The organism is Streptomyces coeruleoprunus (genome assembly GCF_039542925.1).
Taxonomy (GTDB): Bacteria; Actinomycetota; Actinomycetes; order Streptomycetales; family Streptomycetaceae; genus Streptomyces; species Streptomyces coeruleoprunus.
In genome coordinates this window covers 1,279,113-1,292,917 of the sequence record NZ_BAABIT010000001.1, presented here as the reverse complement: position 1 = coordinate 1,292,917, position 13,805 = coordinate 1,279,113, and the positions used below count along the sequence as shown (strand labels likewise).

Below are 13,805 nucleotides of genomic sequence, written 5' to 3'. Positions count from 1 at the left end.
GGGGCGCCGGTCGTCGCCCTTACGCTGCTCCTCCTCGCGGCGCTTCATGCGGCGCTTCACGCGGCGGCCTCCTCGTCGGCCGCTCCGGCCTCCACGGCCTCGCCCGCCCGGACGACGGCCGCCAGCAGCTCGTCCACGTCCGTCGTCCGGGCCTGCGGGTTCAGCAGCGTGAGCTTCAGGTGCACGGAGCCGGGCCCGTCGCCACCGCTCACGTCGGTGCGCCCGATCAGGGCGGAGCCGGAACGCAGCAGGCGGCGGCGCAGCGCGCCGTTGACGCGGTCGGAGGCGGACGCGTCCCGCGTGACGAACCGGAAGACGACCGTCGACAGCGTCGCCCCCGCGGTGAGCGCGAGCCGCGGATGCGCCCCTATGGCGGCCTCGGCGTGCCGGGCCAGGTCGTGGCAGGCGTCCAGCATCGCCCCGACCCCGTCCGTACCGAGCGCCAGGAACGTCGCCGCGACCTTCAGGGCGTCGGCCCGGCGGGTCGTCTGCAGGGACAACCCCAGCAGGCCGTCGTAGCCGGCCTCGCCGTCGTCGTCGGGATTCAGGTACGCCACGCGCAGCCCCGTCGTCGGCGTGAAGTCGGCGGCGTCACGGGCCAGGAGCACGCTCGCGGACGCCGGCTGCCAGGCCGTCTTGTGCAGGTCCAGGGTGACCGTGTCGGCCTCCTCGATGCCCGCGAGGAGCGGCCGCAGCCGCGCCGAGAACAGCGCGCCGCAGCCGTACGCCGCGTCCACGTGCAGCCGCACGCCGTGCCGCCGCGCCACGGCGGCGACCTCCGGGAGCGGGTCGACGGAGCCGTAGTCGGTCGTCCCGGCCGTGGCGACGACCGCCACCGGCAGGTGGGTCTCCGGGTCGGTGCCGCGCAGCAGCGCGTCCAGCGCCTCCGGGCGCATCCGGTGCCGTGCGTCGACCGGCACCGGCCGCACCGCGTCCTCGCCGAGGCCCAGCACGGCGCACGCCCGCGCGACGGAGAAGTGGGCCAGCTCCGAGCAGAACACCAGCGGCTCGCAGGCCAGCCCCGCCAGACCGCCGCCGCGCACGTCGCGCAGCTTCGCGGCCGCCGCGTCCCGGGCGATCAGCAGCGCCTGGAGGTTGGAGGCGCTGCCGCCGGGCGTGAGGACGCCCCCGGACTCCGGCCCGTAGCCGGTCAGCCCGGCCAGGCCGCGCACGAGGCGGCGCTCGATCTCCACCGCGTACGGGCCGCTGTCCCAGGTGTCGACGGACGCGTTGAAGATCCCCGCCAGGACGTCGGCGGCCGCGGCGACCGCCAGCGACGGCGGCTGGAGGTGGGCGGCGGCCCGCGGGTCCGCCAGGTCGACCGTGGTCGCGGCGCAGGCACGGGCGAGGGCGAGCACCGCGGCCCGCCCCGCGCCGGTGCGGGGCAGGACCCCGTCCGGCAACTGCTCGTCCACCAGCCGGGTCAGCTCCTCGGGGCTCAGCGCGGGCAGCGGGCCGTGGCGCAGGCGCAGACCGCCGGCCGCCTCCCGGGTGATCTCCGTGACCAGGCGCGCGAGGTCGGCGAGCCCGGCCGGCGCGGCGGCCAGCAGGTCGGGTTCGAGCAGCGGTGAGGGCACGCGGGGCGGTGGCGCGGGCTCGGGCTCGGACGTCCGTCGGGGTACCGGCGCGGGCGGCACCTGGCCGGACAGGGCACTACCGGGCATCGTCATGGCGGGTCATTCCTGTTGTCCCGGGTACGGGGCGGGCGGGGGCAGGGGGTCAGGGTCGGACGACGGACACGGACGTCGAGGGGCCGGCCGGAGGCGCGTACGGCCCGCGGGCGGCGACGGGACGCGGACACGCCCGGGCGCGAGCGGCGGGCGGGCGGCCGGAGCGCCCGACGGCACGGCGGTCACGCCCGGCGGTCGTCCCCGGCGGGCCACCGGCCCCGCGCGGACCGTGGAGCCGGACGTCCCGCCGCCCGCAGGGCGCGGCCGTTCCGCCGTTCCCGGCGGCGTCCTTGCCGGGCGCCTCGACAGCCCCGCTCGGCGCGGGCGGCCGGACAGGATCCCGAACGGGCACGGCGGGCGGACCGGTTGGCGCCGCACGGATCGCGTGGACACCCGACGCGTCGACCGGGCCGCAGCGTCCCGACAGCCGGAACGCTTCCCCAACCTCCGTGCTCACCTGTCCGCCGGGCGTGCCGACGGCCTCCGGCCGCACCCACAGGCCGGCAGCGGTGACCGGCACCCCGTACGGCAGGAGCCGTGAGCCCGGCAGGGCCCGCGGCCGGGGCGCCGAGGGCGGCGGCGCCGGCACGGCCGGGTGCGGCGGCGCCGGCGGCACCTGGCGCCCGTGACCCGTCATGCGTCCCGCTCGCGGACCATGAACGCCGCCCGCTTGTCCGGCAGGTCGATGTGGCGCACCAGCCGGAACCCGGCCCGCTCGAAGGTCCGCACCGACCGCACGTTGCGCACGTCCGGCTCGGCGACCACGCGGCGCGCGTACGGATCGGTGCGCAGCCGCCAGTCGCAGACGGCCCGCAGCAGCGTCGCCCCGAGGCCGCGGCCCCGGTACGCGGAGGGGCCCAGCAGCAGGTGCACGCCCGCGTCCCGGGGCCGGGCCTCGTAGTGCCGGTGCAGCGGGTCCAGGTCCGCGCGGTACAGCTCCCAGTAGCTCATGGGCGTACCGTCGAGGCAGCCGAGGTACGGCGTGGAGTGGCCGCTGCCGACCTGCTCGCGCAGGTACGCCGCGATCCGGTCGCGCGGCTCGGCCATCTCCCAGTACTCCGCCACCTCCGGGTCGTTCATCCAGCCGTGGACCAGCCCGGCGTCGGCCACGGGGTCGACCGCGCGCAGGGCGAACTTCCCCTGCTCCAGCTCCGCCACGGGGACCACGGGCTCCTCGCGCGTCACTTGCGCACCTCCGCGATCGGGTTCGCGATGTCCACGTACACGGACTGCGCCTCCAGCGGCCCGGTCAGCTCGTCCATGCCGTGGACGCGGGTGAGCAGATTGGCCTTGCAGCGCAGCACCGGCTCGTCCCGCAGCAGCGCCGCGAGCCGCAGCCGGTCGCCGTGCTCGGCGCACTGCCCGGCCAGGAACCGGTCCGCCAGGCGCAGCAGCCGCTCCTCGTCCGCCAGACCCTGCGAGCCCAGCGCCCCGGCGAGACCCAGCAGGTTGTTGATGCCGACGTAGTACGCGAGCCGCTCGTCGATCACCTCGTCGGCGACGTACGTGCCGAGGTCCCGCCCGATGCCCGGCACCCAGCCGTACAGGGCGTCGCTGCGGCCGGGCGAGAAGTAGTAGCCCTGGTTGTCGCGGTAGCGGCCGCCCGCCGGACGGCCCTCCTCGTCCAGGACGACCAGCGTGTTCTGCTGGTGGGCCTCCAGGCCGAGGCCGTAGCGGGCGTAGAGCCACAGCACGGGGGCGACGACCCGCTCCGCGTACCGCGCGAACCACTCCTCGGCGACCTCACCGACCGGACGCCCGGTGCGCTCGGCGAGCCCGTGCACCAGCGTCGCCAGCCACGACCGTCCGCCGGGCAGCTCCGGCCGCGGGGCGACCAGCCCGGCCACGCACACGCCCTGCACGGCGGCGTCCGCGCCGAACGGGTTGGCCCGCACGACGACGTCCAGCCCGGTGGCGTGCTCCTCCGGGGTGTCGGGCGCGTCGACGGCGAGCCACGCCGGGTCGCGTACGACGTCGAACGTGGGGTGCGCGGCGTGCAGCGCCCCCGCGAGGCCCGCCGACAGCAGCCGGTCGACGGCCAGGCCCCGGTGCAGCTCGGAACGCATGTTCTCGCGGCGCGAGTTGGTGATGCGCAGGCCCAGCGAGAACTTCAGCATCACCGGCGCGTCGGCCCGGTAGACCGTGCGGACCGACGAGGTGGGCGACCAGGCGGGCCCGGCCGGGCCCAGGTCGTGCAGGAGCCCCGCGTCGAGGAGGGCCCGCACGGCCGGGCGGCCGGTCACGTCCCTCGCCTGCCACGGGTGGGCGGGCACGAGGACGGTGCCGGGCGGCGGGGCGATGCCGTCGCCGGCGAGGGACGCCAGCACCTCCTGCGCGGTACGGCCGAGCGACGAGTCGGCGCTCACGACGGACGGGTCGGCGGCGAACCAGTGCAGCGGGAAACCGCCGCGCGTCTCCGGGGAGTAGCGGGCGGTCTCCGCCTCGGTCAGCCCCTCGCGGCTCTTCGGCGTGGGGTGCAGCGGGTGGCCGGTGATGAGGGCCTGTTCGCCGGCGAGGAACGCGGTGGTGCCGGCCGGGTCCTCCGGGGCGGCCGCCCGGACCCGTACGAACTCCTCGACGCGGCGCACCGAGTCGGCGACCCGCGCGGTGAGGTCGGTGACGGACGCCGGGTCACCGGCCGCGGCCTCCACGCCGAGGAGGGCGGCCAGCGCCGTGGCGGACGCGGGTGTCCCGGTCCGCAGCCGGGCGGGCCCGAACCGGTGCCAGCCGACCGGCGACCAGTACAGGACGGGCGCCTCGACCCCGGTGCCGGACGCGGGCAGGTCCAGTCGCAGCACGCCGTCGGAGGGGCGTTCCACCCCGGTCTCGCGCACCCAGCAGCGCAGCAGGTTGTCGACGGCGGCGCGGTCGGCTGCCACGGCGGGGTGGTTCCCCGGCGGGGTGTCCAGGAGGTTGCTCATGCGCACTCTTTCCGGTCGTCGGTGGTACGGGACGGGGCGGTGCGGGCCTCGGCCGGGCGGGCCTCGGCCGTACGGCGTTCGGCCGTACGGGGTTCCGTGGTGCGGGCTCCGGCGGCCCGCGGAGCCGTGCTGCCGCCCGGGCGCGGGGTGAGGCCGAACGTGGTGAACGCCGTACGGCCCGGCAGCGGGTAGACGTCGCGCGGCGCGAGGGTGTTGAGGATGACCGCCGAGCGCCAGGCGGCCAGCCCGAGGTCGGGCGTGCCCACGCCGTGCGTGTGCCGCTCGGCGTTCTGCACGAACAGCGAGCCGCCGACCTTCTCGTCGAGGACCATCCGCTGGTCCCGGTCCACGAGGGGCCGCCCCGCTCCGTCCCGCGCGATGTGCTGGTGCAGCGGCTCCAGCAGCCCGTCCACGGGCCGCTCGGCGTACCCGGTGGCCAGCACGACCGCGTCGGTGCGCAGCCGGGCCTCCGACCCCTCCTCGCGGTGGGCGAGCCGCAGCTCCAGCCGGCCGTCGCGGTGCTCGCCGCCGGTGACCGTCACGCCCGGCGTGATCGTGACGTCGGGCCAGCCGCCGGCCAGGGCACGCCGGTACAGCTCCTGGTGGATCTCGTCGAGCGTCTCGGAGCTGATCCCCTTGTAGAGCTGCCACTGCCCGGGCAGCAGCCGGTCGCGGACCGGTTCGGGCAGGCCGTGGAAGTAGCGGGTGTAGTCGGGCGTGAAGTGCTCCAGGCCGATCTTGCTGTACTCCATGGGGGCGAACGCCGGGGTGCGGGCCAGCCAGGCCAGGCCCTCCCGGCCCTCGGGCCGGGTGCGCAGCAGGTCGAGCAGGACCTCGGCGCCCGACTGGCCGGCGCCGACGACGGTGACGTGGCCGGCCCGGGCGAGCGGCCCGCGGTGGGCGAGGTAGTCCGCGGAGTGCACGACCCGCGTGTCCGGGTCGTCGGTGAGGGCCCGCAGCGCGGCGGGCACGTGCGGGGCGGTGCCGATGCCCAGCGCGAGGTGACGGGCGAGGACCCGGCCGGTGCCCGCGGGGGCGCCGCCGGGGCCGAGGCGGGTGAACTCCACCTCGAACGCCTCGTGTCCGGGGTCCCAGCGGACCGTGTCGGCGCGGTGGCCGAAGCGGCAGGACGGCAGGTGTTCGCTGACCCAGCGGCAGTAGGCGTCGTACTCGGCGCGCGGGATGTGGAACCGCTCGGCGAAGTAGAACGGGAACAGCCGCTCCTGGTGGCGGACGTAGTTGAGGAACGACCAGGGGCTCGTCGGGTCGACCAGGCTCACCAGGTCGGCGAGGAACGGTACTTGGAGGGTGGCGCCGTCGATCAGCAGGCCCGGGTGCCAATGGAAGGCGTCGCGCTGGTCGAGGAAGACGGCGTCGAGGCCGGGCACTCCGTCGGCGAGCGCGGCGAGTGACAGGTTGAACGGGCCGATGCCCACCCCGAGCAGGTCGACGGGCGTCGTGTCCAGGGTCATCGAGGTCCTTCCGGTTCGTTCCCGGTGCGTATTCGGCCGGCGGCGGCCGCGGTGGCGGCACCGGGGGTGGTGGCGACGGCGGGGGTGACGGCGGCCGCGGTGGCGGCGACCAGGTCGAGGAGCCCTTCGAGGTCCTCGCCCGCCGTGCGCGGGTGGAGCAGCGTGGCCTTGAGCCACAGCCGGCGTCTGCCGTCGGCGTCCTCGGCGACGGCCCTGCCCACCACCGCCCGTCCCTCGGCCAGCAGGACGCGCCGCACCTCGGCGACGAGGGCGTCGCCCGCTTCTCCGGTCAGGGCGTCGGCGGCGGCCGGCCGGAACAGCACGGTGCTGATGCCGGTGTCGCCCGGGCGGCGGCGCAGTCGCGGGTGGGCGTCGACCCGGGCCGCCAACTCCTCCGCCGCGCGCACGCAGTGCTCGACGAGCGCGCCGAGTCCCGTACGGCCCAGCGCTCTCAGGGTGGTGGCGATCTTCAGTACGTCGGGGCGGCGGGTGGTGCGCAGGGAGCGGCCCAGCAGATCGGGCAGCCCGGCCTCGGTGTCGTCGTCGGCGTTCAGGTAGTCGGCCGTCAGGGCGAGCGGGGCGAGCAGCGCGGAGTCGGGGACCGTGAGGAGGCCGGCCGCGACCGGCTGCCAGCCGAGTTTGTGCAGGTCGAAGGTGACGGAGGTGGCGGCGGAGAGCCCGGCCAGGCGGGGGGCGAGGCGGTCGCTGAACAGCAGCGGGCCCCCGTAGGCGGCGTCCACGTGGAGCTCCGCGCCGTGGCGCCGGGCCACGTCGGCGAGTTGGGGCAGCGGGTCGATGCGCCCTTCGTCGGTGGTGCCGGCGGTGGCCACCACCAGGGCGGGCGCCGCGAGCCCGGTCAGGGCCCGGTCGACGGCCGCCGGATCCAGCCGCCCGTCCCGGCAGGGCAGGACGACCGGCTCGGGCAGCCCCAGGAGCCAGGCGGCGCGCCGCACGCTGTGGTGCGCGGTGTCGCCGCACACCACCCGGACCGTGGCGGCACCGGCCCGCTCGCGGGCGAGGAGCAGGGCGACCAGGTTGGCCTCGGTGCCGCCGCTGGTGACGAGGGCGTCGGGCGCCGGGCCGCCGGGGTGGACCAGCGCGCCGAGCGCTGCGGTCACCTCCTGCTCCAGCACGGCGGCGGCGGGCGCCTGGTCCCAGGAGTCCATGGACGGGTTGAGCGCGGAGGCGGCCAGGTCGGCGGCCGCGGCCACCGCGAGCGGCGGGCAGTGCAGATGGGCCACGCACCAGGGGTCGGCCGGGTCGGCGGCCCCCTCGGCCACGGCCCGTGTGACGGTCCGTAACGCCTCCTCGGCACCCGTGCCGTACTCCGGCAGCACGGGTCCGACGGCCGCCCGTAAGCGCCGGGCGACGGCCTGCGGGCCACCGGCGGGCAGCGGCCCCCCACGGGTGACGGCACCCTCGGCGAGGGCATCGAGGACGACGGACGTCAACTTCCCCAGAGCCGCGGCCCCCTCGGCGCCACCGGAGACGGCGCCCTCCAGATCACCCGCCCTCACCGAGCCCCCTCCACGAGGCCCGCACCCGCCGCGGTCGGCGCCACCGTGGCCCGCTCCGACGCCCCCGGCTCGGGCGCCCGTCCGGCCTCCGTACGCGACGCCGGGCCCGCCGTCGCGTCGAGCGCGGCCTCCAGCGCCGCCGCGACGCGTTCCACCACCGAGTCGGCCTGTTCGTCGGTGAGGATCAGGGGCGGGAGCAGGCGCATCACGGTGTCGTTCCGGCCGCCCAGCTCCAGCAGGAGGCCGCGGTCCACGCACGCGGCGCGGAGGGCCTGGGCCAGGGCGGGGTGGCCCGGTGGTACGCCGTCGCGGTCGGGTGTGGCGTCGGGGTCGACCAGCTCGACGCCGATCATCAGTCCGCGGCCGCGCACCTCGCCGAGGACCAAGCGGTGGGCGGCGATGTCGCGCAGCCCGCGGCGGATCCGCTCGCCCAGTTTCAGGGCACGCTCGGCCAGTTGCTCCTCGGCGACGGTCCGCAGGGCGATCTCGCCGGCGACCATGGCGAGGGTGTTGCCGCGGAAGGTCCCGGTGTGGTGGCCGGGCCGCCAGGTGTCCAGGTCGGGGCGGTACGCGATGAGGGCGAGCGGCAGTCCGCCGCCGACCGCCTTGGAGGTGACGAGGACGTCGGGGGTGACCCCGGCCCGTTCGCAGGCCCAGTAGTGGCCGGTGCGGCCGACACCGGTCTGCACCTCGTCCACGACCAGCACGATGCCGTGCTCGGCGGTGACGCGGCGGATCTCGCGCAGCCAGCCGTCCGGGCCCTCCACCACGCCGCCCTCGCCCTGCACGACCTCCAGGATGACCGCCGCCGGGAGGCCCACGCCGCTGCTGGGGTCGGTGACGAGGCTCTCCAGGAGCCGGGCGGACAGCTCCCCGGACCGCTCGGCGTCGCCCGTGCCGAACGGGCAGCGCATCCCGTACGGATAGGGCAGCCGGGTCACGGGAACCCCCTCCGCGCCCACCATGCCGCTCATGCGCGGCGGCCCCGACACGGCGGACGCGCCGAGCGTCATGCCGTGGTAGGCGCCGGTGAAGGCGACGATCCCGCGCCGCCCCGTGGCGTGCTGGGCGAGCTTCAGGGCCGCCTCGACGGCGTCCGTGCCGGCCGGGCTGCAGAAGTGCAGCCGGGCCGCGTCCCGCAGTCCGCCGGGCAGCCTGCGCAGCAACTCGCCGCTGAACGCGTCCTTCTGAGGGGTGATCATGTCGAGCGTGTGCAGCGGTGCGCCCGAGGCGAGGACCTCCTGGAGCGCGGCGACGGTCGCGGGGTGGTTGTGCCCGAGCGCGAGGGTGCCCGCGCCGGAGAGGCAGTCCAGGTACGTGCGCCCGTCGGCGCCGGTGATGACCGCGCCGGCGGCGTGGACCGGGGCGACTGGCAGGGTGCTGGCGTAGGTACGGGCGGAGGACTCGCGTCGCTCCTGGCGCTCGAGAAGCTCGGCGCGCAGCGCACCGTTCGGCATGGCGGATGCCCTTCGGTCAGTGTTGCGGAGGTGGCGCACAAGGCGCACGCGCGGAAGCCGCGGTGGGGGTGCCCACCGCCGCCTACGGAAAGTTAGGCTAGCCTAACCTCGCACGGGATCAAGAGTCTGCCGTGGCCGATGCCCGCCGAGCCGTCGCCAACATCGCCGCGCGCGCCCCCTGTTGAGTTGAATGCGCCGGTGCGGGGAACGAGAGGTGCCGGTTGACGAACGGGACGGCGCCGCGGGGCCCACGACCTGCCGGATCGGCTGATACCCCGGCCGCGAGCCGTACACACGTGCGTGCGACGAACGCTCAGTCGGGCAGCAGTAGTCGCGCCGCACGGCCCGGCTCGATCGACACGGCACGGTCCGGCAGCCGGATGTCGATCGGTGCGACACCCGAGTCCGGCACGGCCACGTGCAGGCTGCCCGGCGTCATCCGCAGCCGGACGCCCCAGTGCCCGTGGTAGCGCAGGGTGAAGTCGTACTCGGACAGCTCCGGCAGCGGCACCGGGTCCAGCCGCAGCACCCCGCCCCGTGTGTCGAGCCCCGTCAGCCCGCGCTGCACCAGGTCCAGCGTCCCGGCCATTGCGCCCAGGTGGATGCCCTCGCCCGTCGTCCCGCCGTGCAGGTCCGCGATGTCCGCCTCCAGGGCCTCCTGGCAGAACGTCCACGCCTCCGCCCGGCGCACCCGGGCCAGCACCCAGCCGTGCGCCAGCACGCTCAGCGTCGAGCCGTGGCTCGTGCGCCGCAGGTAGTAGTCGACGGTCCGCCACCACGTCTCGTCGTCCAGCACGTGCCCCAGCCGCTGGAACAGCCCCCGCAGCTCGGCGGGCGAGAACAGATAGCCCAGCATCAGCACGTCCGCCTGCTTGGACGCCTGGTAGCGGTTGACCGTGTCGCCCTCGGCCTCCAGGATCCGGTCCAGCCGCCGGATGTCGCCGTACCGCCGCCGCATCCCCTCCCAGTCCAGCTCGGCCAGCTCCCCGAAGCCGTGGAACTGGCTGATCACCCCCGAGTGGAACGGCACGTGCAGCCGCCGCGACACGTCCTCCCACAGCGCGAGCTCGCTGTGGCGCAGCCCGATCCGCTCCTCCAGCTCCCGGCGGCGCGGCTCGGGCAGATCGGCCAGCAGCTCCAGGGCCCGCGCCAGCACCCACGCCGCCGTCACGTTGGTGTACGCGTTGTCGTCGATCCCGGGCGCCTTCGCGCCCGGATACCCGTCGTGGTACTCGTCGGGGCCCACCACTCCGCGGATCCGGTAGCGGTCGACCGACTCGTCGTACGAGGCGCGGTCCGCCCAGAACCGGGCGATCTCCAGCATCATCTCGGCGCCCTTGGTGTGCAGGAACTCGTCGTCCCCGCTCGCCTCCCAGTACCGCCACACGTTGTACGCGATCGCCGAACCCACGTGCTGCTGGAGCCGGGAGTGGTCCGGCAGCCAGCGCCCCGACCGCGGGTTCAGGTGCAGCTGCTGGGTCTCCTCCCGCCCGTCACTGCCGCTCTGCCACGGGTACAGCGCGCCCGCCAGACCCATGTCCCGCGCCGCGAACCTCGCCCGCTCCAGCCGCCGGTGGCGGTAGGTCAGCAGCGCCCGCGACACCTCCGGGAAGTGCAGGTTCAGATACGGCAGCACGAACAGCTCGTCCCAGAACACGTGCCCCCGGTACGCCTCCCCGTGCAGCCCCCGCGCCGGCACCCCCACGTCCAGGTCCGCGGTGTGCGGCGACAGCGTCTGCAGCACGTGGAACAGGTGCAGCCGCAGGATCCGGCCCGCCTTGTCCGGCACCTCCAGCTCCGCCCGCCGCCACAGCAGCTGCCACGCGGTCCGGTGCGCGGCCAGCAGCTCCGGGAACGCCGGGGCGCGCCCCACCCGGTCCACGGCCGCGTGCAGCGGGTCCGAGATCGCCGGGTCCCGCGAGGTGTGCAGCGCGACCGTCTTGTCCACGACGACCGTCGCACCAGGCTGCAGCGACAGCCGCAGCCGCTGCGTCACCCGCCGGTCGCCGTGCACCACCTCCACGGCCGGCTCCGGCGCCTCCGTCCGCGCGGCCATCCCCACCCGGATGTCCGACGTGGCCGTGCGGCACCGCAGCCACACCCGCTCGCCCGCCGCCTCACCGGTCTCCACGTGCTCCAGGTGCCGCGACGCCAGCTGCCGGTAGCGGGCCACGCCCGTGTTCTCCACGGACCCGTCCAGCTCGGCCTCCACCTCCAGCGTCCCCGCCCAGTTCTCCGCCGTGAACTCGGTGCGCAGCGCCGCCACGTGCGGATCGGCCATGTGGACCAGCCGCAGCTGCCGTACGGCCAGGCGCCGCCCGTCGTCGTCCTCGTACCGCGTGCGGCGCTCCAGCGTGCCGCCCCGCACGTCCAGCGTGAGCCCGTGGTCGGTCAGGAACTCGTGCGCCGGCGTCAGCCACGGGCCCGGCTCCGGGCCGTCCGCCACCACCCGGTAGCGCAGCGGCAGCCAGTTGGGCAGGTTGACGATGTCCTCGTTCTCGACGCGCCGCCCCGCCACCTCCGACGCCAGCCGGTCGTAGCAGCCCGCCACGTACGTCCCCGGGTAGTGCGTGCCGTCCGCCGCGCACTCCGGCAGCGCGCCCCGCGTCGCGAAGTAGCCGTTGCCGAGGGCGCACAGGGACTCCCGCAGGCTCTCCTTCTCGCCCGCGTACCCCTCGAACTCCCACGTCCAGTCGTTCACCACGGCTCGCCCTCCCGCTCGGCCAGCAGCTCCGCCAGATCCCGCACGACGAGGCCGGCGCCGTGCCCGCGCAGCGCGGCCACCGTGTCCGGCCCGCCCGTGCGGTCCACCCCGACGACCAGCCCGAAGCCGCCGCGCCGCCCGGCCTCCACCCCCGGCAGGGCGTCCTCCACCACCGCGCACCGCTCCGGGGGCTCACCGAGCCGGCGCGCCGCCTCCAGGAACAGCGCGGGATCGGGCTTGCCCGGCAGGCCCAGGTGCGCGGCCTCGACGCCGTCCACCACGGCGTCGAACAGGTCCAGCACCTCCGCCCGCGCCAGGAGTTCCCGCGCGTGCCGCGACGCCGACACGGCCGCCATCGGCACGCCCGTCGCGTCCAGCGACCACAGCAGCCGCACCGTCCCCGGGTACGCGTCGACGCCCCCCGTCCGCAGCAGCGCGACGAACCGCCGCTCCTTCTCGGCCGCCACCGACTCCACCACGGCCGGCGTCGGGTCCAGGCCCCGCGAGACCAGGAACGACGCCGCCCCGTCCAGACGCGACCTGCCGTCCACGTACCGCAGGTAGTCGCCGACCGGGTCGAACGGCCCGCGCCGAGCGGGATCCGCCGGCGGCCGGTCGCGGAGGAACGCGTCGAACGTCTCCTTCCACGCCGCCGCGTGCACCCGCGCCGAGTCGGTGATCACCCCGTCGGTGTCGAACACGACGGCACGCACGGCGCGCAGCGCGGGAACCACCGGGCTGCGGGCCGTGCGTCGGTTCATGGCGGAGCTCTCCTCCCGTCGAACCGCCGGGTGCCCCGGAATCGGGGGCTCACACGACGGGGTGCCGAACGGTTCCACCGACCATCATCACCCGCCCGCGGCCGCATACCGGGGCGAAGAGGGCCATGAGGGTCACGCCGTCACGTACGGTCGGCCCCCGCACGACAGAGGCCCCCTCACCCGTCCGGGTGAAGGGGCCTCGCGCGGGAGGGGAGTGCCGGTCAGCGCGGCGCACCCGCCGGCGGCCGGACGAACGTATGGACGCGCACGTCGCCGCCGTACCGGCACAGCACCCGCGGGTCCGTCCCGTCCGGGGCGCACGACACGATCGCACCCGCGGCCGCCATCAGCAGCCGGCCCGAGACGAACGCGGCCGCGCCGAGCCCGGCCCGCGCCGCGTCCACCCCGAGCAGGCCCGCCAGCCGCGGGCGCAGGGCGAGGCGCTGCCACGCCCCGCCCCCGCGCGACGTCCACAGCTCGGCGCCCGACGTGACGGCGTACGCCGTGCCGTGCGCGTCGACCCACTGGTCGGCCACGGCGTCGTCGCGCCGCAGCCGTGCCGTGGACCACGTGCCCCGCCTCCGGTCGACGGCGTGGAGGACCTCGTACTCGAACGCCTCACCGTACGAGGCGTTCGCGACCAGCACGTCCCCGCGGAACGCCCCGTGCTCCAGGCGGCCCACCGAAGGATCGATGCTCTCCAGCCGGAGCCGGTCCCGGAGCGGACGCTCCGGCCCGCGGGCCGGCAGCGGCAGTTCGGCGACCCCGCCCCCCGCCACGTCCACCGCGAACAGGGCGGGACGCATCTCCAGCACCGACGACGCGCCGGGCGCCCCGGTGGCCCCCACGACGTACACCGTCCCGCCGTCGGAGCCCGCCACCCACAGCAGGCTGAAGGTGTCCGGCACCCGCAGGCGCCGCCACTCGGCGGCACCCCACGGCAGGGCGTACAGGGGCCCCTGCAGCCGGCCCGGGTCCGGGTGCTCGACCGTGGCCAGGGCGGTGCCGTCGGCGGCCACCCCGTTCACGACCACCGGGGCGGGCCCGCCCGGTGTGACCGGGACGGGCCGCAGGTCCGACGCGTCGGGCGAGGAGCCGGCCAGGAGCGGGACATCGCTCTCCCGGACCTCGGCGAGCACGCTCAGCCCCCGCTCGTGGCGCACCGCCCGCCGGGAGGTGCCCACGGTGCGGGTGGCGTCCCCCGGCACCGGGCGGAGCCGGTGCAGCTCACCGGCACGGATCTCTGCGTAGGAGACACCCGCGGTGTCCGCCACGAGGACGGACACCGCGGGCTCCTGTGACT

At 76.3% G+C, this 13,805-nt stretch carries 9 protein-coding genes; all 9 read right to left on the bottom strand.

Translation table 11 applies throughout. The features are described from left to right. Positions 1-56: 56 nt before the first annotated feature. The 9 genes from ABEB09_RS05620 to ABEB09_RS05580 all read right to left on the bottom strand — a co-directional run bounded on the left by ABEB09_RS05620 (position 57) and on the right by ABEB09_RS05580 (position 13,788). A complete protein-coding gene (locus ABEB09_RS05620; protein WP_345687701.1) occupies positions 57-1,670 on the bottom strand; it encodes a pyridoxal phosphate-dependent decarboxylase family protein in 1,614 nt (537 codons plus the stop codon). A gap of 633 nt (positions 1,671-2,303) precedes the next feature. Continuing rightward, positions 2,304-2,855: a GNAT family N-acetyltransferase gene (locus ABEB09_RS05615; protein WP_380841456.1), complete on the bottom strand. Its 552-nt coding sequence runs from the start codon at positions 2,853-2,855 to the stop codon at positions 2,304-2,306. After that, complete coding sequence (locus tag ABEB09_RS05610) at positions 2,852-4,591, bottom strand: IucA/IucC family protein (protein WP_345687699.1); 1,740 nt, start codon at positions 4,589-4,591, stop codon at positions 2,852-2,854. Before ABEB09_RS05610 ends, ABEB09_RS05615 begins: the two co-directional genes overlap by 4 nt. Then, positions 4,588-6,063, bottom strand: coding sequence for a lysine N(6)-hydroxylase/L-ornithine N(5)-oxygenase family protein (locus ABEB09_RS05605; RefSeq protein WP_345687697.1), 1,476 nt, complete (start codon positions 6,061-6,063; stop codon positions 4,588-4,590). Before ABEB09_RS05605 ends, ABEB09_RS05610 begins: the two co-directional genes overlap by 4 nt. Then, the gene (locus ABEB09_RS05600; protein ID WP_345687695.1) at positions 6,060-7,580 is read right to left on the bottom strand and encodes a pyridoxal phosphate-dependent decarboxylase family protein; all 1,521 of its coding nucleotides are present in this window, start codon (positions 7,578-7,580) and stop codon (positions 6,060-6,062) included. Before ABEB09_RS05600 ends, ABEB09_RS05605 begins: the two co-directional genes overlap by 4 nt. After that, positions 7,577-9,037, bottom strand: coding sequence for a diaminobutyrate--2-oxoglutarate transaminase family protein (locus ABEB09_RS05595; RefSeq protein ID WP_345687693.1), 1,461 nt, complete (start codon positions 9,035-9,037; stop codon positions 7,577-7,579). Before ABEB09_RS05595 ends, ABEB09_RS05600 begins: the two co-directional genes overlap by 4 nt. A 313-nt stretch (positions 9,038-9,350) precedes the next feature. Continuing rightward, positions 9,351-11,738, bottom strand: coding sequence for a glycoside hydrolase family 65 protein (locus ABEB09_RS05590; protein WP_345693845.1), 2,388 nt, complete (start codon positions 11,736-11,738; stop codon positions 9,351-9,353). Then, a complete protein-coding gene (locus ABEB09_RS05585) occupies positions 11,735-12,502 on the bottom strand; it encodes an HAD family hydrolase (RefSeq protein WP_345687691.1) in 768 nt (255 codons plus the stop codon). Before ABEB09_RS05585 ends, ABEB09_RS05590 begins: the two co-directional genes overlap by 4 nt. A 221-nt stretch (positions 12,503-12,723) precedes the next feature. After that, positions 12,724-13,788 (bottom strand): hypothetical protein, encoded by a 1,065-nt coding sequence (locus ABEB09_RS05580; protein ID WP_345687689.1) that lies wholly within the window; start codon positions 13,786-13,788, stop codon positions 12,724-12,726. Between the last annotated feature and the right edge of the window lie 17 nt (positions 13,789-13,805).